Below are 22,619 nucleotides of genomic sequence, written 5' to 3' on the forward strand. Positions count from 1 at the left end.
ATGAGCATACTTTCTTACTGTCAGTATTTATTTTCGGGAAAAAATGACATTAGGAAAATCCATTTCTCGGACAAATCGAACAAACGCACTGACTACGTTCATCTCAAGCATATCTTCGTGATAAAGCATCCAGGTACGGCGGAGTAATGGCCGCCCTTCTTTATCTGTGAGGATGGTCTTATGGATATTTTCATTGTTTTTTACAATCATAGAGGGCATAATGCCATAGCCTAGTCCATTTACTACCATTTCTTTGCAAGTGGAAAGTTTATCCACTTCCATACTGATGGTAGGCGGTTCACTGAAGTTTTCCCGCCACCACTTATCTACGAGTGCTTTTATTAATGCGTCACTCTGGTAATTAATCCGGGGCAACCGGGGAAGCTGATCTAGATCGATCGCATCAGTAGATGCAATACAGATGGGTTCCTCAAATAGCATATGCTGCGCTCCCTGCCAACCATAATCCGAACTGACAAACCCAACATGAATGTCCTGGTTATGCACCAAATTAAATATATCACGGCTCCAGGTGGTCGTTACTTTGTACTCAACATGCGGATATTCCTTTTTGAAAAACGTTAACAGCCGGGGCAGCATGTACATGGTAAAATAGCTTGACGCCCCCAACCGCAGAGTACCGGCAACAGTGCTATTCATATCTGTTACCTTTTCTCTTATGTTGCGCAAGTTAAGCAGCATTTCAGACGCCGCTTTGGCGACGTACTCTCCTTGGGGTGTAAAGTGTACGCCTTTACTTGTACGGTAGACAATTTTTACGCCGAAGTACTCTTCAATATATCTAAGTCGCGCAGTTAATGCCGGTTGGGAGATAAAAAGCGCCTGAGCCGTTTTCGTAATGTTTTTTTGTTCGTAAAGCACCTGTAGTATTCGCCAGTCTCTGTCTTCCATCGGCAAGCCTCCCACAGTAGTCGATATGTTATATTTACGCCGCCAATACCTTGTTTCCTTCTTTATACGAGAAAGTGGTGGAACTCGTGATATACAAATATGTTATGGCTTGCAATCGCGTATATGTATTTTTGCTCTTTCTGAATATTAGTTATAATATGCCGTAGTTAGACTGTTTTTTATCCGATGACTAACCCGTTCTAATACTCCCGTCCTCTGTAGGCGGGAGTAAAGAACGGCTAAGTCCCTGGATAATTCGACTAAGATTCAGGTGGGGTTAAAACCCCATCTGAATCAAGTCTCATTTATAACGGGGGAGGATTATATCGTGACAAAATTGCTGAAAGCGGCACAAGCCGGCAGCGTAGAATCAAGTGATATCCTTATCATGTTGGCTCCAGCCGAACCTGGAGATGGTATAAAGGTCGAATTGGTCAGTCCTACCATGCAGCAATATGGTGAGCAAATTAAAAATGTGATTGTACAAAGCCTTATGTCTTTTGGCATTCAGGATGCTGTTGTACATGCAAATGATAAAGGTGCTTTAGATTTTACCATCGAAGCCCGGGTAAGAACAGCCGTCGACCGGGCCCGCAGTTAGGGAGGGAAATACTATGGAAAAGAAATTACGCCGCGCCATGATGTTTATGCCCGGAAACAATCCGGCTATGTTGCAAAACGCCGGTATTTACGGTGCCGATACAATCATCTTTGATCTGGAAGATGCTGTTGCTATTAGTGAAAAAGATGCTGCGCGTCACCTAGTGCATAATGCCATAAAAACTATTAAATATCCTTGCGAAGTAGCTGTACGGATTAATCACATTCAGACCCCTTACGGTGTGGATGATTTACATGTCGTTCTTGCTGCGAAACCAGATTTGATTCGCTTGCCTAAGGCTGAATTTCCTAGCGATATTCAAGAAATTGATACGATTATTAGCGAAGCAGAACAGAAACATGGTTTTGTGCCGGGGTCAATTAATATGATGGCGGCTATTGAAACAGCCAAAGGTCTTCGTAATGCGTATGAGATTGCCACTGCCAGCCCAAGGATGGTAGCACTTGCTATTGGCGGCGAAGACTTCATTGCTGATTTGAAAACTACCCGCAGCAAAGACGGCAAAGAATTATTTGTTGCCCGTCAGCAATTGCTGCTAGCGGCGCGTGCTGCCGGTATTGATGCAATTGATACCGTATTTTCTGATATAAATGACGAAGAGACCTTTATTGCCGAAGTAAACATGATAAAGCAATTAGGTTTTGATGGTAAATCGGTAATTAATCCCCGGCAGGTTCGGATTGTTCACCAGATTTTTATACCGACAGAAAAAGAAGTAGCCCATGCGGAACGAGTTATTTCTGCCTATAATGCGGCAATTGAACGCAACTCCGGGGTAATTAACCTGGATGGCAAGATGATTGACACGCCGATGGTGCTTAGAGCCGAAAGAGTACTGGCCTATGCGAAATCGGTAAAAAAGTAACAGGGAGGTTTACGTCATGATAAATGCTGCTGGAAGAACAATTCCGGATCAAATACCAGGGCTTGCGGCAGTTCGCCCTTATGCCGGCCCTTTTGCCACTATTCCTCAGGGAAGGATGGCCGGTCCTAAAATCAGGGTAAATATGCCCAAGTCTGAAAAACTTGTAAATTCCTTAGAACACGCGATTGATGCCGCTGGTTTGGAAAATGGTATGACAATTTCTTTCCACCATCATTTCCGGAACGGTGACTATATTTTAAACCAGGTAGTTTCAGCCATTGCCAAAAAAGGAATAAAGGGTTTGACGCTTGCACCAAGCTCACTTAATGATATAAATGAAGCTATTATCCCTTTCATTGAGCAAGGCATAATTACCGCTATTGAGACAAGCGGTGCCCGCGGTAAACTTGGAAAACTTATGACTTCCGGCTGTTTGGCCAACCCGGCAATTATTCGCTCCCACGGCGGCAGAGCCCGCGCTATTGAAGCCGGTGAACTAAAAATTGATGTAGCTTTTATTGGGGCTCCCTGCTGTGACAGGAATGGCAATATTAATGGAATTAACGGTCCCTCGGCCTGTGGTTCCATGGGTTATGCTATGGTTGATGCCGCTTACGCTGATAAAGTAGTGGCTATTACCGATAATCTTGTGACGCATCCGGTATTTCCTATTAGCATACCGCAGACACAGGTGGATTTTATTGTAGTGCTTGACAGCATTGGTGACCCTAAAGGTATTGCTTCCGGTGCGCTTAGAATCAGCCGGGATCCACGCGAATTATTAATGGCCGAATATGCTACCGGTGTAATTGAATACTCAGGCTATTTTAAAGACGGTTGGTCTTTGCAATTAGGTAGTGGAGGGGCTTCGCTGGCCGCTGCCAAATTTATCAAGGAAAAAATGCTCGCTCAAGGTATCTCTGCCAGTTTCGGTGTTGGTGGTATAACCGCACCGTTCGTGGAAATGCTTGAGCAGGGATTAATAAAAACTATTTTTGATGTCCAGGATTTTGATATTCCCTCTATCGACTCGCTGAAAAACAACCCGAATCACCTGGAAATGTCGGCTTCTTTTTATGCTAATCCTCATAATGGCGGTCCGATAGTAAATAACCTTGATGTAGTTATTCTTAGTGCCACCGAAGTTGATGTTGATTTTAACGTCAATGTTATTACTGATTCCAATGGGGTTATTATGGGTGCCTCCGGCGGTCATTCGGATACTGCCGCCGGCGCAAACCTGGCAATAGTGGTTGCGCCGCTCTTGCGGGGCAGATTGCCGATGGTTCTTGACAGGGTAAATACTATAGTAACTCCGGGAGAAACCGTTGATGTTATAGTTACGGAACGGGGGATTGCGATTAACCCGCGCCGTACAGATCTAATTGATAATTTAAAGGGTTCTGGATTGCCGGTTATGAGTATCCAAGACTTGCAGAAAATTGCCTATGATATGGCGGGAAAACCTGAGCCGATCAAGGTAAGTGATGAAGTTGTGGCTGTCGTCGAATATCGTGACGGTACTATCATCGATGTAATTCGCAAACCGTTATAAAGTAGACTTGGCTGCGGGTGGAATTCTATATCCGCTAGAAATAGCGGATAAAACGGCATAAAGAATTTCTATATGTGGGATTTGGCGACGGAAATTCTGATGCATAGTAACGCTTATAATGGAAGCGATAATGCGACAGAGTCTATAGTTAAGGCTCTGTCGTATTTTGTAAATTAGTATCAACCGGTAATGCTGGAAATAGCTGGGCAGATGTGATAATGTATACATATAAACAAAACTCATACATAATTACTATTTAGGGTAAAGTATGTTAAAATTAAATGAAAATTAGCAAGGGGGATAGGGCGTTGCAGGAAATAACCCTAGAAGCCGTTTTGGAGGCTAAAGAACGGCTTGCTTCCCTTCAGGCTGAATTGCGTCGTGCTCACCGGTTACCTGTAGTCAGCTTTACCGTGAACATTCCTGGAGCAGTAAAAGACAGCCCTGACATACAGCAGTTATTACGGGGCGCGGTAGATAGATTTAGAGCTTTGGCGTTGGATGCCGGTTTTTCTATTCTGGAAGAACGGTTTATGTATATGTCTACCGGGCCAGCGGCCATCTTGGCTGCTGCTGGTGAGGCAGATACTCTCAAACAGAGTGCTATTGCTATTGAAGAGTCAGGATTATACGCTAGGTTGTTTGATATCGATGTGTTTGATGCTGAGGGAAGGCAAATTTCTCGTAGTAAAATGGGATATACGGATCGTACCTGTTTTTTGTGCGCTGAACCTGCTGTATTATGCCGCCGTTCCAGCAAACATACCAGTCAAGAACTCAAACAGAACGTTGACGAACGCCTGACATCTTTTAAAGCAGCAGCTACAGGCCATTGGCCGGAGACTGTTTGGAATTTAGGTTCATGGGCCGTTGAGGCTATGCTCATGGAAGCGGCCTGTACACCATCACCGGGACTTGTTGACCGTGATAACTCCGGTGCGCATAATGATATGGATTTTTTTACTTTTCTTATGAGCAGCAGTGCGCTTGCCGGCAGTATGTTTCGTTGTGCCGATGCCGGGTACAAGCATAGCGGTTCACCGCAGGAATTACTGCCTGTTTTACGTTATATCGGCAAAGACGGTGAAAAACAAATGCTGCAGGCAACAGGAGGTGTCAATACCCAAAAAGGATTGATGTTTTTGCTGGGTATTTTAACCGCTGCCGCTGCGTTTGCCTTAAAGCAATCAGGAACGGCTGATGCCAACAAAGTTTTAGACGTAACAGCAGCAATGACTCAGGGAATAGTAGCAAGGGAACTTACTCCTCTGCACCAGAAACTACCAACAGAATTGACAGCAGGGGAAAAACTATATATAAAATATGGTGTAACAGGTATTCGGGGAGAGGTTGAGGCCGGTATACCCAGTATTAGAAACCAAGGGTTGCCCATATTTAAGAAAGCTCTTGAACGCGGCTTATCCTTAAATGACACATTAGTGCATACTCTTATGAGTTTAATGACAGTTGTTGAAGATACTACAATTCTTAATCGCCATGATATGCAGGTTTTGCTAGATGTAAAAAGCCAAGCTAAGCGGGTAATGGATTCAGGTGGTATGCTTACAGAAACCGGCCGCGTGCAAATAAGTGCTCTTGATGATGAGTTTATTAAGCGCAATATTAGCCCTGGCGGTGTTGCTGATTTACTAGCCGCTACCTATTTTTTATACTTAGTCGAAAATTATAATAAATAAATTGATCTGGGAAGGAGCCGATTTTAAATGACTACTAACCACCGGGTTAAAATTATGGAGACTGTGCTGAGAGATGGCCACCAATCACTTGCGGCCACACGTATGCGAATTTCTGATATGCTTCCGATGCTGGAGCAGCTTGACGAAATTGGTTTTCATGCGCTTGAGGCTTGGGGCGGAGCTACCTTTGACAGTTGCCTGCGTTTTCTGGACGAGGATCCATGGGAACGTCTGCGTACCCTGAAGAAACATCTTAAAAAGACACCTATTCAAATGCTGTTACGCGGCCAGAATGTTTTAGGCTATAATCATTATGCCGACGATGTTGTCACAGAATTTGTCAACCGGGCTGTCGATAATGGTGTAGGCATTATTAGAATATTTGATGCGCTAAATGATGTTCGTAACCTGGAAGTGGCGATGCGGGCAGCAAAAAAGGCCGGTGCTCATGTCCAAGGCGCTTTTGTATATACTATCAGCCCCTACCACAATCAAGAAAGCTTCTTAAAAGTAGCCAAAGATTTAGTTGAACTTGGCGCAGATTCTATCTGCATAAAAGACATGTCCGGTTTGCTGGCGCCTTATACAGCCTATGAACTGGTAAAAACGCTAAAAGCGGATATTGCTGTGCCGATTCAATTACACACCCACTATACCAGCGGCATGGCTTCCATGACTTATCTTAAAGCCATTGAGGCCGGTGTTGATATTATTGACTGTGCTTTATCGCCGTTTGCCCTTGGCACTTCCCAGCCCGCGACGGAAGCCATTGTGGCTGCGTTGGAAGGTACTGAGCGTGATACCGGTATTAAGAAAGAACAATTATATCCTATTGCAGATCACTTCCGTAGTGTAAAAAAATCGCTAGCACAAGACTTTAATCTTAATACTGCCATTGATATTGATACCAAGGTATTATCCTTCCAGATTCCTGGCGGTATGCTGTCGAACCTGCTTAATCAAATGAAGGAGCAAGGAATGGCCGATAAATATCCGGATCTTTTGGAAGAAATGCCGCGTGTCCGGGCAGAACTTGGTTATCCGCCGCTGGTTACTCCGACTAGCCAGATTACCGGTTCAATGGCTGCTTTCAACGTTATGTTAGGGCGTTACAAAGTTATCCCACGGGAAATTAAAGATCTTGTTCGTGGCAAATATGGCCGTACTCCCGCCCCCATCGATCCTGAATTCAGAAAAATGATTGTTGGTGATGAACCGGTTATTACTCATCGTCCGGCGGATGATATTGCTCCACAAATGGATTTTCTCCGGCAGGAACTTGCCGAAAAGGGCTATCCGAACGCTTCAACGGAAGACGTATTGTCTTATGCGGTATTCCCAGATGTAGCCTTAAACTTTTTTAGCAAACACCGGTAGAATAGTAACAAGCAGCACTGTCTCTAGACAGTGCTGCTTTTATGTTTACGGAAAACTTTATTTTTTTTGGAAAATATGTTAAAATTAAAATTCCGAGCAATAAAAAGAAAGATGGGTATAATTCATGATTAGCACAAATAATCTAACACTACAATTTGGTAAGCGAATTCTTTTCAAAGATGTCAATATTAAATTTACGCCAGGCAATTGTTATGGTCTTATTGGCGCGAATGGAACCGGAAAATCCACCTTCCTAAAAGTACTATCAAGTGAAGTTGAGCCAACATCCGGCGAAATTGCTATCACTCCAGGCGAACGTTTGGCCGTGCTTAAACAAAATCATTACGAATTTGATGAATTTGAAGTTTTAAAAACAGTCATAATGGGTCATGTCCGTTTATATGCTATCATGGAAGAAAAGGACGAATTGTACGCTAAACCGGATTTTTCCGATGAAGACGGCATTCGTGTATCTGAATTGGAATGTGAGTTTGCTGAACTTAACGGCTGGGATGCCGAGACTGAGGCAGCTAAATTGTTAAACGGCCTGGGTATTAAAGATGAACTTCATCAGGCAAAAATGAGTGAACTCAGCGGCAACGAAAAAGTAAGGGTTCTTTTGGCTCAAGCTTTATTTGGTAGTCCCGATATTCTTCTTTTGGACGAACCAACCAACCACTTGGATATAGATTCGATCTCCTGGCTGGAAAATTTCCTGGCAGACTTCCCCAACACCGTTATTGTTGTTTCTCACGATAGGCATTTTTTAAACCAAGTATGTACGCATATTGCTGATATCGATTTTCAGAATATCCAGTTGTATGTAGGCAACTATGATTTTTGGCTGGAGTCAAGTCAGCTTGCCTTGCAGTTAGCCAAGGAAGCCAATAAGAAAAAAGAAGAGAAGATTAAGGATCTGCAAAGCTTCATCCAACGTTTCAGTGCTAATGCTTCAAAATCCAAGCAAGCTACTTCCCGGAAAAAGCTTCTTGAAAAAATTACTTTGGACGACATTAAACCTTCGTCGCGTAAATATCCGTATATTGCGTTTAAACCTGACCGTGAAGCAGGAGCACAACTATTGACGGTTGAGAATATAAGTAAAAAAGTCGAAGAGGAACAGGTACTTAACGATATAAGCTTTACTGTAACCAAAGGCGATAAAATTGCCTTCGTTGGCCCTGAGGGAATTGCCAAAACTATATTATTTAAAATCTTGATGGATGAGATTGAAGCAGATAGTGGTTCTTTCAAGTGGGGCGTGACTACGAGCCAAGCCTATTTCCCGAAAGATAATTCGGAGTTTTTCGATGGGGTAGAACTGAATTTGGTAGACTGGCTGCGGCAGTTTTCTCGCGATCAGGAAGAGTCCTTTATTCGAGGATTTTTAGGACGTATGCTATTTTCAGGAGAAGAAAGCTTAAAAGCTGCTAATGTGTTATCAGGCGGTGAAAAGGTACGCTGCATGTTGGCGAGGATGATGTTGAGCGGTGCTAACGTGCTGCTGCTGGATGAACCCACAAACCATTTGGATTTAGAATCAATTACTTCCCTTAATAATGGTTTAATTAATTACGACGGTACACTTCTGTTTGTGTCGCACGACCACCAGTTTATCCAAACGATTGCCAACCGTATTATTGAGATCACGCCAAACGGCATTGTTGACCGGCGGATGAGTTATGATGAATATTTGGATAATGCCGATGTTAAGAACCTGTTAGCGGAGTTATATCGTAAGTAGATATAGTCTGAATAAAGGGGGCATGTTATGCCACACACGAGGAATCCAGTAATGTTTACTATTAAGAAGTATTGTATTTTATTTATTGGATCAATCCTTGCTGCCATAGGTCTGGAAATTTTTCTTGTTCCTAACCAGATTATTGATGGTGGTGTTGTTGGTATTGCAATTATGGCAAGTTCTCTTACCGGTCTGGATATTAGCGTATTTTTGATTTTGCTAAATTTACCGTTTCTCTATATAGGTTATAACCATATTGGTAAGACGTTTGCTTTGTCAACCTTGTTTTCAATTATATCTTTGTCCTGCTGGGTATATGTATTTCACCCCGTGCCGGAATTAACTAACGATTTGTTTTTGGCGGCTATATTTGGCGGGATCATTTTAGGCGTAGGGGTAGGTTTAATTATCAGAAACGGCGGCTCGCTTGACGGAACTGAGATTATGGCAATACTGTTAGATAAACGGACAGGTTTTTCTGTCGGCGAGATTATCATGTTTTTTAACCTGTTCATTTTGAGCAGCGCCGGATTGGTATTCAGTTGGGAAAAAGCTATGTATTCTCTGGTAGCTTACTTTGTTGCTTTTAAAGTTATTGATATTACCATTGAGGGCTTGGATGAGTCGAAGGGGATTATGATTGTTACTGATTACCCCGATGAAATCGCTGAGGCACTCATGGCCCGTCTAGGCCGGGGCGTTACTGTACTGCATGGTGCCGGGGGGTTTACCGGAGAGCCTAAACGGGTATTGTATTCGGTAGTAACTCGGTTGGAGATCGCCAAATTAAAGTCGATTATTTATGAAAAAGACGAAGATGCTTTTGTTACTATTAATGAGGTGCATGAGGTATTCGGCGGCCGGTTTAAGAAAAAAGCCATACACTAAAATAAAAAAAAGATTGCCATAGCATGGCAATCTTTTTTAGACCTTATTGGTAATCGCTACTGATTGGCATTCTTAGCGATTACCAATATTCATTTCACCGGGTCCGCCTTCAGTCCATATAGTAACAAAAACCTGACCATTTTCCCGGAAGGCGCGAAGTAGTTCGCAATGACGTAAAATGGCAAAGTTTTTATCAAGTTGCTGACGCGAAATCTTAAGCTTTTGCATGACTTGATCATGGGTAACCGGGCCTTCCGCTTTTACAAAATTATAAATGGCTTTTTGCAAGTCGGTCAGGCCATCGGTGCCTTGGTGACCGGCGGCTCTGCGGGCAGACTTTGCGCTGTATACAGCAGCTACGTCGCAACTGCGAGGTGGCTCAAGTACTTCAATATAACAGTCCTCGCAGAGTAACTGTCCCCGGTGTTTTACTTCTTCGCCTGCGGGGATTTCAGAGTTGCATTTTTGACAAATCATCTATAATCAAACCTCCATCGGCACGGTTTAGTAGTAACCAATCAAATTAATTATAACAAAAGCAGTTAGGACAAACAATCCGGCAGTTTAGTGTATTCCAAGTCTAGGGTGTAAAAAAAGCGCTTATAACCGATAATAGTCAATAAAGTAGACTAACTTTCAATAGGGCAGCTACCTAAAGATTAATTGCCTATCACACAATGAGTTTAACTTCATGATTTTCTCGTGTAGGATTAAACTGCTAGCAGAGGTGCACCTATGTCGGAAAAACCATTGGAAAATGTAACAATTGAAAGAGTTCGGCGGACAGACTTTGACCAACTGGAAAAGTTATTTGCCAGTGCTTTTCATGGAGAAGTAGAAATAGAGCAATTGAAACGACGCATTCGCCGCGCACACCAGTTTTATTATCTTTTGCAGCCACTAAGCCGGTTTTCCATGTGGATAAAAAATCATTTCAATATCTATGTTGTAAAATTCGGTGCCAAGGTAGTTGGTTTTATCCAGATTTCTTTTTTAAACCCTGTGCAAATGCATATAGATTATCTTGCGTTCAGTAAACAATGCCGGGGGCAGGGATTAGGACGGTGGGTTTTATCTAAGCTGCTGGCTAATGTTGCCGATGTGAATGATTATGATGTTGTTCTTGAAGTCAGGGTTGATAATCCTGCCTACCGTTTTTATCAGCGGCTAGGATTTAGAAATGCAGCGGAAATACTACATTATGAACTGCACTTAGGGTCAGATAAGGCTAAGATAAAACATCCGGCGATAAAATTAGAGGGATTCAGACCGCTTGCCGAAGAGGATCGAGCCAAGCTTTACTATCTATATCAAGAATCTGTGTCGGCTGCCATGAGGCAGGTAGTCAAACGGATGCATCGAGAGTTTAATCCCAGTATGATGGTCAGACATCTGGACAGTATTAAGAGCTATTTAATGCGCAAACGAAAGCAGGAGTATGTCATAGAGCGGGAGGGGAAAATCGTTGCGTGGCTTACGGTCGTTAGTTACCTGAAGGTAAAAAGCCACGTGATCAGCCTTATTCTTCATCCCGACTTTGAGCGGCTAAGATTAGGTCTGCTTACAGAAGCTGTTAGCATTATTGCGGAAAAGTACAGCCAGGGTGTAATAACCACTACTATATATAATGATGATTTGTCCAAAAAAGCGGCACTTGAAAATTTGGGTTTTAATAATGATTTGGCCTATTACTTGATGTATCGACCTTCAGTAACTAAGCGGCGGGAAGCTGTAAGAAAAATAATGAGAACGAAGCCTGTTACCGGCAAGCATTTTAAAAACACTATTAAGAAAGAGGGGTACTAGAAAGTGCCGGAAATTCCTGAGATTGAGACAGTAAGATATCATCTTGAACAAAAGCTTCAGGGCCAGGTAATAAGCGCAGTAACCGTTAATCGGGAGAAAGCGCTTAATGTATCGACAGGGGATTTTAGTAGCGCAATAGTAAACCAGCAAGTAAGCACCATCGGGAGACGGGCCAAACAGATAATTATTAGTTTGGCAAACGGATACTCGCTTGTGGTGCATTTTATGCTGGAGGGATATGTGCGCTTGTTTTATAATCATGAAGAAATACAAGCTACCCCTTCTGTTTCTCTTGTGTTAGCCTCGGGAGAAAAATTAGCTTTTTATAAACTTAATCTTGGCTATCTTCATCTTGTGCCTGGTAGTGACTTTGCTAGTATGCCAGAACTGGCTGGGCTCGGACCGGAGCCGCTTTCGGCAGAATTTTCGCTAGCGTTTTTTTTAAACCTGTTAGCAAAACGGAAGGGGATGATAAAACCGTTGCTTATGGATCAAGAATTTCTTGCCGGTATTGGCAATGTCTATTCTAATGAGACTTTGTTTTGCAGCAGGATCAGACCTGAGCGAAAAACATCGCAGCTGACAGCAGAGGAACGGACTAATTTATATTATTGTATTCGTGATATTTTAACCCGCGCAATTAAGTTAGGCGGAGTCTATGAAGAAAAGTTTACCTCAGACGATACACTTACCGGTGGCTTTGAGCCGCATTTGCAAGTTGCCTATCGTACCGGCAAGCCCTGTTATATATGTGGAACTCTTATTGAAACTAAGCGCGTAGGTGGCAGAAATGCTTTCTATTGTCCTGTGTGTCAGCGTTAAGTATTTACCTTTTCCTGAGATTTTGGTATAGTATACCAAAATAACCAGAGAAGGTGATAAAATGTTTAAGACCATGCGAAGGCAGGACAGGCAAGTAAGTGGGGCGGAAGTTGCTGTAATTTTAGAAAAATGTGAGTACGGTGTACTGTCAACTGTAAATCAGAATGGCTATGCCTACGGTGTGCCGGTAAGTTATGTGTACAGGGACGACAGTATTTATTTTCATTGCGCCAACGAAGGAGTCAAGCTGGATAACATTAAAACGAATAATAAGGTTTCTTTTTGTGTTATCGGAGACAAACAGTCGATACCGGAAAAATTTACGACAGCTTACGAAAGTGTTATTGTATTTGGCCAAGCAACTATAATTCAGGGGCAGGAAAAGAACGATGCATTGGTGGCATTGATAGAAAAATATGCACCTGATTATATGGAAAAAGGGAAAGAATACATCCAAAAGAGTAATGAGAAAACAACCGTGGTCAAAATTGTTATTGAACATATAACAGGTAAAGTAAGACCGCAGTAGGAGATAGAAAAATGACGGAGAACCAACTTAAACTAGATATATGTCAGATCGGTAAGCGGATGTACGACAGCGGGTTTGTTGCCGCTAATGATGGAAATATCAGTGTACGGCTTAACACTGACGAGGTTATTACCACTCCTACCGGAGTAAGTAAAGGGTTTATGACTCCGGAGATGCTGATTACAGTGGATATGGAAGGTAGAGTAGTTAGCGCCGAAGGCGATTGGCGTCCCTCTTCCGAACTTAAAATGCATCTTCGAGTATATCGGGAGCGGCCGGATGTTAAGGCCGTTGTTCATGCCCATCCGCCCTATGCAACTACCTTTGCCATTAGTCATACTTCGCTCAATAGACCGCTTATTGCCGAAGCTGTTGTCATGCTTGGCTGTGTGCCGGTTGCCGATTATGGAACGCCATCGACAAATGAAGTACCTGACGCGGTTGCCCCGTTCCTGGAACACTTCGATGCGGTTTTATTAGCTAATCACGGTGCATTAGCATGGAGCGACAGTTTGCTCACCGCATATCATAAATTAGAGTCGGTGGAGTTTTACGCTAAGCTAACCTTCTTATCAAATCAGCTAGGGAATGCGCAAGAGCTATCAAACAAACAAGTCCAGGATTTATATCAAATTAGAAGAAGAATGGGTATAGCGGGAAGACATCCTGGCGGCATATGTGGAGTAAGTTGTGGTTTACAATGTTATCGAAATTCAACAGAAAAATGATAAAAACTGTAAAGATCGCTATTGACATTTCGTTTTGATTTTGGGATAATATAAATAACGTTACAACATTACAGTGTTGTTTGATGTGTGTAATCTCAATTGAATAATCTACTCGTAAAAGTGATGACTGGGAGCGGAATAATCATAAACCCGTTGCAGAGAACCGGTGGATGGTGTGAACCGGTACGGTGTGTTTATTCTAAATCACCCACGAACTTCCTGCCCAAAGTGCTAAGCTCCAATGAGTTAGCGCCGTAAGCTGGGGCGTAGGCTCTACGTTAGCAGAGCAGCCGGTGATGGCCGGTGGATGAGTAAAATACAGGGTGGTACCGCGGAATTTTTCGCCCCTGTTGCATAGTCGTATCTATGCAACAGGGGCGTTTTAATTTTATTGAAAAGGGGTGTAAACCATGAAACAAGGGATTTCAATCATACTTAAGCGTCAGGGAGATGCGCTTGTGCGGCTGACCGGACTCTTATATAGGCGCGGCTATATTATAGAGAGTCTTTCGGTAGAGCCTGATTCTTGTCAGGAGCATGTACAAGTTACAGCAGTAGTCACCAATAATCAGGCTGCGCCCCGTCAGCTTTACAGCCATGTAGCAAAGCTTATTGATGTGGTTAAGGTCGAGGATTGTTACGTGGGGGGCTAAGTAATGAAAAAAACTGGAAGCAATATTATTATAGAATCACTGCTTGCTTTGGGTGTCGATACAGTATTTGGCTATCCTGGCGGGCAAATTATGCCCCTTTATGATGCCTTATATGACGCGCCGCTCAAACATGTTTTGACAGTGCATGAACAGGGGGCGGCCCATGCTGCGGATGGCTATGCCAGAGCAACGGGCCGGGTGGGAGTATGTATTGCTACATCGGGTCCGGGGGCCACTAATCTCGTCACCGGTTTGGCGACAGCGTTTATGGACTCCTCGCCGGTTGTTGCTATCACCGGCCAGGTGCCGACGACGCTTTTGGGACGGGATTCTTTTCAGGAGATTGATATAACTGGCGTTACTATGGCGGTTACCAAGCATAACTTCTTGGTGCGCGATATTACCATGTTAGCAGATACAATTAGGCAGGCATTTGCGATTGCCGGCAGCGGCCGGCCGGGACCCGTACTTATTGATGTTCCCAAAGACATTTTAACAGGTCTTGCTGATTATTGCCCGGAAATGCCGCAGATACTACATCAATCCCAGCGGGCAACTGCACATCTGTCTGATCAAAGCGTTCGATCTGCGGCAGCGGCTTTGACAGCAGCAAAACGTCCGGTGATGGTTATTGGCGGTGGGGTAAAGGCTGGGAAAGCTGAAGTGTCTGTAAGGAAGCTGGTTGAGGCTAGCGGTATACCTGTTGTCAGTACTTTAATGGGGCTAGGAGCTTTTGCCGCTTCACACTCACAGTTTTTAGGCTTGACTGGAATGCATGGACATAAAGCAGCTAATTTAGCGGTTACAAAAGCTGATGTTATCGTAGCGGTAGGGACCCGGTTTAGCGACAGAGTTACAGGTGATCCCAAACAGTACTCAACAGGTAAAACAGTCATTCACCTCGATGTGGATGTAGCGGAATTTGATAAAAACATTACTGCGGACATTATGATTGCGGGCGATTTATGTACCATTCTCTCGCAAATAACAGGCTATCTGCCCGAAAACAATAAGAATAGGAGAGGTGCCTGGTGGGAAGAAATCGCCAAGTGGCGGCAGGAATATGCGGTTGCTTACGAGAGTGAGCACTTGACACCTCCCTGGATTATGCGGTATATGTCAGAAAAAACGGCGAATATACCCGTTACTTGGGTTACCGATGTCGGGCAGCACCAAATGTGGGCAGCACAGCATCTAGCTATTGACGGCTCACGCAGTTGGCTTACCTCAGGTGGCTTAGGGACAATGGGGTTTGGCGTACCGGCTGCCCTGGGAGCTCAGGCCGGATGTCCTGAGCGACGAGTTGTCTTGATTGCCGGGGATGGCGGTTTTAAAATGACCGGCATGGAGTTATATACCATTGTTAACCATGATCTTCCGATAGTATGTGTTGTGATGAATAACAGGTCTTTAGGAATGGTACGTCAATGGCAGAAGCTTTTTTTTGAAGAGCGATACTCTTCGACAAGTTTACCGGAGTTCAATTTTGCCGGATTTGTTGAGGCTTGCGGAGCATTAGCCTTGCAAGCGGCAACCCCACGTGAGTTTGAAGCAGCGTTTACTCAGGCGCTTACAGCCAATAAACCGGCTGTTGTTGTGGCCAATATTGATCCGGATCTTGTAGTTACTCCGATGACAGCTCCAGGTAAACCTATCGACCAGTTTATCGAATAGTGTCTCGCAAATTTTCCATAGGAGGTTTATCGTGGCGAAAATTTATCAGGAACTTAACAAATTATTGGTTTTTCGTACCTTGTTAAAGGATAATGTTATAAAGGGGTTGCTAACACTCGGAGACAAAGGCAATAGTCACGAATATGAACTTGCTGGCAGTTTGATTGAGTGGGCAGAGGAGAACGGAGCAACGGGTAGTATTCCCGATAATTACTTTTTGGGTCTTTTGGGGCGGGATGAGAATATCATCAGTCTTACGGCGCAAAGAACCAATATAGTGATAGATAGTGGTTTGATAAAGGCGGTTGTCCACGATATCGGGATTATACAAAGTCTATTGCAACCCACGCTAAGTGGGTTGTTTTCTCAAGAAATACGTGCGATTATAGAAGACTATAAGCCGGCGAGTTCGAAAGATGCTATGAAGTCAAACCGTCTTCGGTACTTAGCAGATTTTAAGCAGTTATTCCTTTCTAATAATCCAAGGCCCAGCAAGGAAGAAATAGCCAAGGCACTTATTCAACATTATCATCGTTATGGCTGCGGTCGACTGGCCGGCTTTAGTGCATTTCGCTGGAATGCGGAACGGCGGGAACTTGTCGGAGTGGAACATTCCGATACTGTCCAATTGCAGGATATTATTGGCTATGAATATCAGAAAGCCGAACTTGTCCGTAATTCCGAGGCCTTTGTGCAAGGCAGACCTGCTAATAATGTCCTGCTGGTAGGGGCTAGAGGAACGGGTAAGTCATCCTCTGTTAAAGCAGTGGCTAATCGATATAGTGATAAGGGGCTTAGACTCGTTGAGATAAGTAAATCCGATTTTAAGTACTTACCGGAAATTATGTCGGTATTGCGCCAATGGGATAAAAAGTTCATTATTTTTATTGATGATTTATCTTTTGAGGAGTATGAAGCAGAATATAAGATTTTAAAATCACTGATTGATGGCGGAGTAGAAGTTCGTCCGGATAATGTTTTAATTTATGCTACCTCCAACCGGCGAAACTTGGTAAAGGAAACTTGGGAAGAACGCGGCGGCAATGAATTACATCGTCAGGATACCATAAACGAGAAGATCTCGTTAGCCGACCGCTTTGGTATAACTTTGTTTTATACCTTACCTAATCAAGAGGAATATTTCAAAATTGTCGAGGAAATTGCCCGGAAAAGCCGTATTCATCTGACCGGCGCTGAACTTCGTTCTGAAGCTTTACGATGGGAGATGTCGCATTCAGGCCGGTCAGGACGGATTGCTAAACAACTTATCGACTATCTCGCCGGAGAAGTTGCTAATTAACTTAGACAGACTTAGCGTATGCTAAGTCTTATTTATTTTGAGAAAACTTCCAAAAGAAGGAGGATTTTACTATTTTTTAAGGAATTATCTAAATAATGACTTAATAAAGTATTTAATAAAGTATTTGCTTTTGTTTGGAGGCGTACTATGGCAGAACTAAGGTGGAATCCGTTATTATCAACATGGACAATGGTTGCAGCAAACAGACAGGCCAGACCACATCTGCCAACAGATTGGTGCCCATTTTGCCCTGGGTCAGGAAAGGTACCCGAAAATTATGATGTTTATAAATATGATAATGATTTTCCGGCATTGACCTTAAGTCCGGAGACGCCGGACCCGATGGGCAGTGCGCCATATAAAGTGTCACCGAATTATGGCAAATGTGAAGTTATCTTATATTCGCCCGAGCATTATGCAACCTTATCGAATTTGCCTGTCAGCCATATAGCGAAGCTGATTAATTTACTTGCAGAGAGATACACAGAATTGTCGAGTGACTCTAAAATAAAATATGTGTTTCAATTTGAAAACAGGGGAGAAGAAGTCGGCGTTACTATGCCTCATCCCCATGGGCAGATCTATGCCTATCCATTTGTGCCGCAGAAAATTCAACTTGAGCTTAATAACTGCCGGCAGTATTTTCGTCAGGAAGGACGCTGCCTGGTTTGTGATATGAATAAGGAAGAGTCTTCCGTCCGGCAGCGGATTATTGCTGAAAATAAGAACTTTATTGCTTATTTACCTTTTTTTACTGATTATCCTTATGGGGTATTTATTGTCAGCAAACTTCATAAAGGCAATATAACTCAATTCGACAAGCAGGAAAGACGTGATTTAGCGGCTATGCTTAAAAATATCGCCGGCGCGTTTGATAATCTCTTCAATAAACTATTTCCTTATATGATGTGTATTCACCAAACTCCTGTAAATACAGAGGAATATCGCGATTCGGATGAATATTACCATTTTCATATTGAGTTCTATCCTCCTCTAAGGGAGGCTAATAAAATAAAATTCTATGCTTCATCGGAAATGGGGGCATGGGCGGCTTGCAATCCTATGTCAGTAGAGCAAACAGCAGTAGCGCTGCGAGAAGCTTATGAACGGTTTGTGGCGGAGGAGGAACAGGATGCTTGATGTTCATGCTGTGAGAACCGCCTTTGAACAGGTGTATGGTGCCAATGGTCAGCCGGTGCAGTATTATTTTTCGCCGGGCCGGATTAATCTGATTGGCGAACATATTGATTATAATGGCGGCCAGGTTTTTCCCGCAGCCATATCTTTAGGAATATACGGAGCCATTAGGCGGCGGCAGGATACTTCTATTGTCTTAACATCTACTAATGCAGTTCCGGCAGTGAAACTGGACATAACCAAGCTTTTGGAAAACTGCCCGGAAGACGGTTGGGCAAATTATCCCAAAGGCGTTATCAAACATATGTTAGAAGCGGGTTATGCTCTTGGTGGGTATGATATTCTTTTTGCCGGAAATCTGCCCGATGGTACCGGCTTGTCTTCTTCGGCAGCTTTACTGGTACTTACCGCCTATATGCTTAGAAGCATGGAGCCAATTAGCATTATTAATCGTTCAGAGCTGGCTAGTTTTTGTAAGAACGTTGAAAATCGTTTTATCGGGGTTAACTGTGGCATCATGGATCAGTTTGCTGTTGCCATGGGCAGGCAGGACTATGCTATTCTGCTTGACTGCCAGACTTTGCAGTATAACTATATACCTTTTGTGCTAAAGGAACATAGTATGGTGATAATGAATACCAACAAAAAACGCGAATTGGCCGAATCTAAATATAATGAACGGCACAGCGAATGCGAGCAGGCATTGGCAATACTTAAACGCCATAGGGATTTAGAGAATCTTTGTCAAGCTACTCTTCCTGAGGTTGAAACTTATCTCCCGGACGGTATTTTACGTCAACGGGCCCGGCATGTTGTGTCTGAAAACAATAGGGTGCAAATGGCGGTAAGTCTTTTGGATAAAGGGGAAATCGAAGGATTTGGTAAGTTAATGTTAGAGTCGCATTTATCACTTAAATGCGATTATGAAGTTACCGGTTTTGAACTCGATGTTATTGTTGAAAATGCACTACAGGCACCGGGGTGTATTGGCGCGCGAATGACAGGGGCTGGATTTGGCGGGTGTGCTATCGCCTTAGTCGAAACTGAGTTTTTGCCTGGATTTATGACAATAGTCGGTGCAAGGTATAATTCGGAAGTTGGCCGTAATGCAGAATTTTATGTTGTCGGAATTGCTGATGGGGTAAAGCGGCTTGAAGGGTAAGTGGATAGATGCAGATTTATTTTGTAAACTTCAAGGGGCTTAATGCGGTAGTTATGGAAAACAAGTGGCTTAAACTTGTTGTTTTACCAGAACTAGGTGCCAAAATTGCTTCATTAATATATAAGCCGCAAAATTTTGAAGTCTTCTTTCAACCCACCGATGGCTGTTTTCGCTTAAGTGCATATGGCGCTGCATTTGCGGATTTCGACACGGCTGGTGCCGATGAAATGTATCCGACCATTGACGCTTGTAAATATCCCTGTGGTTATTATGAGGGGCTACAACTGCCAGATCATGGCGAGCTATGGAGTGTTCCCTGGCGGATGAAAGCAACAGGTAACCGCTTATGTTTTAAAACACGCGGGCGAGTTTTGCCTTATGAATTTAAGCGTGCCATGTATTTACACGATGGTTGTGTCCAAATGGAATATCAAATCATAAATACAGGAGATAAACCATTATATGGAGTTTGGGCATTTCACGGGCTAGTGGCTTGTGATGAAAGTACGCAAATTATTTTGCCGGAAATAACCACTGTGGTCAATGTGCACGAAAGTGCAAAGTTAGGATCAGCAGGTACCTTGTATAACTTCCCTGAGACGGTAGATAAGAGCGGCGCTACCTTCAGACTTGATGGCATTAAGCCTAGAACGGCCAATGATACCGAAAAGCTCTATGTGAATGGTAAAGTAAAAACCGGGCAGGCAGCGTTAACTTTGAATAATAACCGGCTGCTGTATCAGTTGATGTTTCCTGAAAACAAAGTCCCTTATTTAGGGATATGGATAAATCAAGGCGGTTTCAAAGGAGAATACAATTGTGCATTAGAACCGGCATCCGGCTTTTATGACTCACCAGAAATTGCTTATAAACTTGGTTCTATTGAACCACTGGCACCTGGAACTGTGCTACAATGGTATTTAAATATTAACTTGGAGGAACTACCATGAATATTTTAGTAACAGGCGGCGCTGGTTATATCGGCTCCCATACCGTACGGCTTTTAGAAAAAACAGGCGGTAAGGTTGTTGTATATGATAACTTGGTAACAGGTCATAAAGAGGCAATAAAGAACAGCTTGTTCGTGGAAGGCGATATATTTGACAGTGAAAAGTTAACGGACACTCTAAAGCGGTTTGATATAAGTTCTGTAGTTCATTTTGCGGCGTACAGCTTAGTGGGAGTATCAATGGTTAATCCCCGTGAGTACTATCATAACAATGTAGTTGGAACTCTCAATCTTCTGGATGTTATGCTGGCGAACGGCGTTAATAAACTGGTATTCTCCTCAACGGCTGCTGTGTATGGCGAGCCTGAAACCTCACTAATAACAGAAGAGATTGCCAAAAATCCTACTAATGTTTATGGGCGCACTAAACTGATCATGGAAAATGTTATGGCTGATTACTCGCGTACCTATGGACTTAATTATATAGCGCTGCGCTATTTTAATGCCTGTGGTGCGGATGTTGCCGGTGATATTGGTGAAGATCATCAACCGGAGACACATCTGATACCACTCGTTCTTAAGGCTTGTTTAGGGAAAACCGATAAGCTCAAAATTTTTGGGGAGGATTATCCGACCACAGACGGCACTTGTGTACGGGATTATATTCATGTCAATGATTTGGGCCAAGCCCATGTTTTAGCACTTAAAGCCTTGTATAACGGTCATGGGTCTGCCGTATATAATCTTGGCAATGGCAATGGATTCACGGTAAAGGAAGTAATTGAAGCCGCCGAAGCGGTCACTGGTCTTACTGTACCAAAAGAAATAGCACCCCGTCGTGCTGGAGATCCCGCGATTTTGGTTGCAGGCTCACAGAAAATCCGTCAGGAATTGGGGTGGCAGCCTGAATATACCGATATTAACAAAATAATCGAAACAGCATGGCATTGGCATCAACAAAATCCTGATGGTTTTGCTGGTTGAGGGGTAATATGTCTGTACTGAGCCCAAATGACGGGCAAATTTTTAATATAATCAGGCGCCACGGGCCGGTTTCAAGAGCTGATATAGCACGATTTTCAGGTCTGACTCCGCCCACAGTAACCAATATTACTAATAAATTATTGGATGCAGGGATTATTATTGACTACATGATAGGTGCGTCAAGCGGTGGACGCCGGCCATTGCTCTTAAAGGTTAATCCGGATTCCGGACAGGTAATTATTATCCATATCCGATCATTTAAAATGATTGGGTATGTAGTAGATACTGCTCTTCAGGTACATTTTGAGCAGACAGTCAGTATCAGAGGTATGGAACATTCAACAATCCTGGAACTAATACAAGAAGTAATTGACAATTGCCGTAAAGCGGCGGCAAAGCAGCCTTTGGCTATTGGAGTTGTCATACGCGGTCCGGTCAGGACGCAGGAAGGAATTTCCGTCTTTGCTCCTAATATCGGTTGGAAAAATGTCCCTCTGAAATACATTATTGAAGAGAAGAACCGTATTCCAACCTTTATTGAAAATGATAGTCATGTTCTTGCCTATGGCGAGTACTTCTTTGGTGTTGCACAAGATGCTGTTAACATGATTTTGCTGAAAGTTGGCTTCGGAATTGGCAGCGGAATTATGTTTAATGGTTCTCTGTACCGGGGAATAAACGGCAGCGCCGGGGAAGTCGGCCATACCGTCATCGATGTGGCCGGGCCGTTATGTAGTTGCGGTAATACCGGCTGCATGGAAGCAGTGGCGTCCGAAACTGCTCTGGTTAATTTAGTGGCAGCAGGTATACGGGCGGGGCAAATTTCGCGGGTTACAGATATTGTCAAAGGGGATTTATTAAACATTGCTCCGGAAGATATTTACCAGGCCGCGGATGCCGGCGATGCTTTATCTATAAGAATGCTAGGGCAGGTTGCCGGTTATCTGGGAATTGGTATTGCCAACTTAGTAAATATCTTTAATCCCGAGCTTGTGGTCATTGGTGGTGGGTTAGCCAAAGCCAGTAAATATATTGAAAAGACGGTTTGGGACACGGTGGCCTTCCGCTCGTTTGAAAGCTGCAGCAGTGTACTTAATATCAAATATTCAACTGAGACCAATGAAAATACCATGAAAGGCGCTGCCGATATGGTATTTTCGGAATTAGCCGGTAAAATCGTTGATATTAATTGATATCATTACTTTGTGGGCGATG

At 43.4% G+C, this 22,619-nt stretch carries 21 protein-coding genes; 19 read left to right on the top strand and 2 right to left on the bottom strand.

The annotated features are described in order from the left end of the window. Positions 1-27: 27 nt before the first annotated feature. On the bottom strand, positions 28-912 hold the full coding sequence (locus SRRS_RS09875) for a LysR family transcriptional regulator (protein ID WP_371368380.1): 885 nt from the start codon (positions 910-912) through the stop codon (positions 28-30). A gap of 328 nt (positions 913-1,240) precedes the next feature. Between SRRS_RS09875 and citD the strand changes: the two genes are divergently transcribed. The 7 genes from citD (at position 1,241) to SRRS_RS09910 (ending at position 9,660) form a co-directional block, all read left to right on the top strand. Beyond that, complete coding sequence (citD, locus tag SRRS_RS09880; RefSeq protein ID WP_371368381.1) at positions 1,241-1,513, top strand: citrate lyase acyl carrier protein; 273 nt, start codon at positions 1,241-1,243, stop codon at positions 1,511-1,513. Positions 1,514-1,526: 13 nt separating this feature from the next. After that, entirely contained in the window at positions 1,527-2,399 is an 873-nt protein-coding gene (locus SRRS_RS09885; protein WP_371368383.1) for an aldolase/citrate lyase family protein, read from the top strand. Positions 2,400-2,415: 16 nt separating this feature from the next. Continuing rightward, on the top strand, positions 2,416-3,954 hold the full coding sequence (gene citF, locus SRRS_RS09890) for a citrate lyase subunit alpha (RefSeq protein WP_371368385.1): 1,539 nt from the start codon (positions 2,416-2,418) through the stop codon (positions 3,952-3,954). A 308-nt stretch (positions 3,955-4,262) separates the two neighbouring features. Next, complete coding sequence (gene citG / locus SRRS_RS09895; protein WP_371368387.1) at positions 4,263-5,651, top strand: triphosphoribosyl-dephospho-CoA synthase CitG; 1,389 nt, start codon at positions 4,263-4,265, stop codon at positions 5,649-5,651. Positions 5,652-5,678: 27 nt separating this feature from the next. After that, complete coding sequence (locus tag SRRS_RS09900) at positions 5,679-7,028, top strand: pyruvate carboxylase subunit B (RefSeq protein ID WP_371368388.1); 1,350 nt, start codon at positions 5,679-5,681, stop codon at positions 7,026-7,028. A gap of 124 nt (positions 7,029-7,152) precedes the next feature. After that, positions 7,153-8,772 (top strand): ABC-F family ATP-binding cassette domain-containing protein, encoded by a 1,620-nt coding sequence (locus tag SRRS_RS09905; RefSeq protein WP_371368390.1) that lies wholly within the window; start codon positions 7,153-7,155, stop codon positions 8,770-8,772. Between the two features lie 27 nt (positions 8,773-8,799). Then, on the top strand, positions 8,800-9,660 hold the full coding sequence (locus SRRS_RS09910; protein ID WP_371368392.1) for a YitT family protein: 861 nt from the start codon (positions 8,800-8,802) through the stop codon (positions 9,658-9,660). Positions 9,661-9,732: 72 nt separating this feature from the next. On the opposite strand, the gene SRRS_RS09915 is transcribed toward SRRS_RS09910, so the two are convergent. Next, positions 9,733-10,137 carry a hypothetical protein gene (locus SRRS_RS09915; protein WP_371368394.1) on the bottom strand — a complete coding sequence of 135 codons (405 nt, stop codon included), beginning with the start codon at positions 10,135-10,137 and terminating at the stop codon, positions 9,733-9,735. A 258-nt stretch (positions 10,138-10,395) separates the two neighbouring features. On the opposite strand from SRRS_RS09915, the gene SRRS_RS09920 reads away from it, so the two are divergent. The 12 genes from SRRS_RS09920 (at position 10,396) to SRRS_RS09975 (ending at position 22,597) form a co-directional block, all read left to right on the top strand. Beyond that, positions 10,396-11,466, top strand: coding sequence for a GNAT family N-acetyltransferase (locus SRRS_RS09920; protein WP_371368396.1), 1,071 nt, complete (start codon positions 10,396-10,398; stop codon positions 11,464-11,466). A gap of 3 nt (positions 11,467-11,469) precedes the next feature. Continuing rightward, positions 11,470-12,288, top strand: coding sequence for a bifunctional DNA-formamidopyrimidine glycosylase/DNA-(apurinic or apyrimidinic site) lyase (gene mutM, locus SRRS_RS09925; RefSeq protein ID WP_371368398.1), 819 nt, complete (start codon positions 11,470-11,472; stop codon positions 12,286-12,288). A gap of 61 nt (positions 12,289-12,349) precedes the next feature. Continuing rightward, positions 12,350-12,817 carry a pyridoxamine 5'-phosphate oxidase family protein gene (locus SRRS_RS09930; protein ID WP_371368400.1) on the top strand — a complete coding sequence of 156 codons (468 nt, stop codon included), beginning with the start codon at positions 12,350-12,352 and terminating at the stop codon, positions 12,815-12,817. Between the two features lie 11 nt (positions 12,818-12,828). After that, the gene (locus tag SRRS_RS09935; protein WP_371368401.1) at positions 12,829-13,545 is read left to right on the top strand and encodes a class II aldolase/adducin family protein; all 717 of its coding nucleotides are present in this window, start codon (positions 12,829-12,831) and stop codon (positions 13,543-13,545) included. 410 nt (positions 13,546-13,955) lie between these two features. Next, a complete protein-coding gene (locus tag SRRS_RS09940; RefSeq protein ID WP_371368403.1) occupies positions 13,956-14,198 on the top strand; it encodes an ACT domain-containing protein in 243 nt (80 codons plus the stop codon). 3 nt (positions 14,199-14,201) lie between these two features. Next, positions 14,202-15,872, top strand: a complete 1,671-nt coding sequence (gene ilvB / locus SRRS_RS09945; RefSeq protein ID WP_371368405.1) for a biosynthetic-type acetolactate synthase large subunit — start codon at positions 14,202-14,204, stop codon at positions 15,870-15,872. A gap of 31 nt (positions 15,873-15,903) precedes the next feature. Next, on the top strand, positions 15,904-17,172 hold the full coding sequence (locus SRRS_RS09950) for an ATP-binding protein (RefSeq protein ID WP_371368407.1): 1,269 nt from the start codon (positions 15,904-15,906) through the stop codon (positions 17,170-17,172). Between the two features lie 147 nt (positions 17,173-17,319). Next, entirely contained in the window at positions 17,320-18,312 is a 993-nt protein-coding gene (galT, locus tag SRRS_RS09955; RefSeq protein ID WP_371368409.1) for a galactose-1-phosphate uridylyltransferase, read from the top strand. Further along, on the top strand, positions 18,305-19,471 hold the full coding sequence (locus SRRS_RS09960; protein WP_371368411.1) for a galactokinase: 1,167 nt from the start codon (positions 18,305-18,307) through the stop codon (positions 19,469-19,471). The genes galT and SRRS_RS09960 overlap by 8 nt, the downstream gene beginning before the upstream one ends. 8 nt (positions 19,472-19,479) lie before the next feature. After that, the gene (locus SRRS_RS09965) at positions 19,480-20,421 is read left to right on the top strand and encodes a hypothetical protein (RefSeq protein ID WP_371368413.1); all 942 of its coding nucleotides are present in this window, start codon (positions 19,480-19,482) and stop codon (positions 20,419-20,421) included. Further along, the gene (gene galE, locus SRRS_RS09970; RefSeq protein WP_371368414.1) at positions 20,418-21,404 is read left to right on the top strand and encodes a UDP-glucose 4-epimerase GalE; all 987 of its coding nucleotides are present in this window, start codon (positions 20,418-20,420) and stop codon (positions 21,402-21,404) included. Before SRRS_RS09965 ends, galE begins: the two co-directional genes overlap by 4 nt. Before the next feature lie 8 nt (positions 21,405-21,412). Next, on the top strand, positions 21,413-22,597 hold the full coding sequence (locus SRRS_RS09975) for an ROK family protein (protein ID WP_371368416.1): 1,185 nt from the start codon (positions 21,413-21,415) through the stop codon (positions 22,595-22,597). Positions 22,598-22,619 lie beyond the last annotated feature (22 nt).

The organism is Sporomusa rhizae (assembly GCF_041428845.1).
GTDB lineage: Bacteria > Bacillota > Negativicutes > Sporomusales > Sporomusaceae > Sporomusa > Sporomusa rhizae.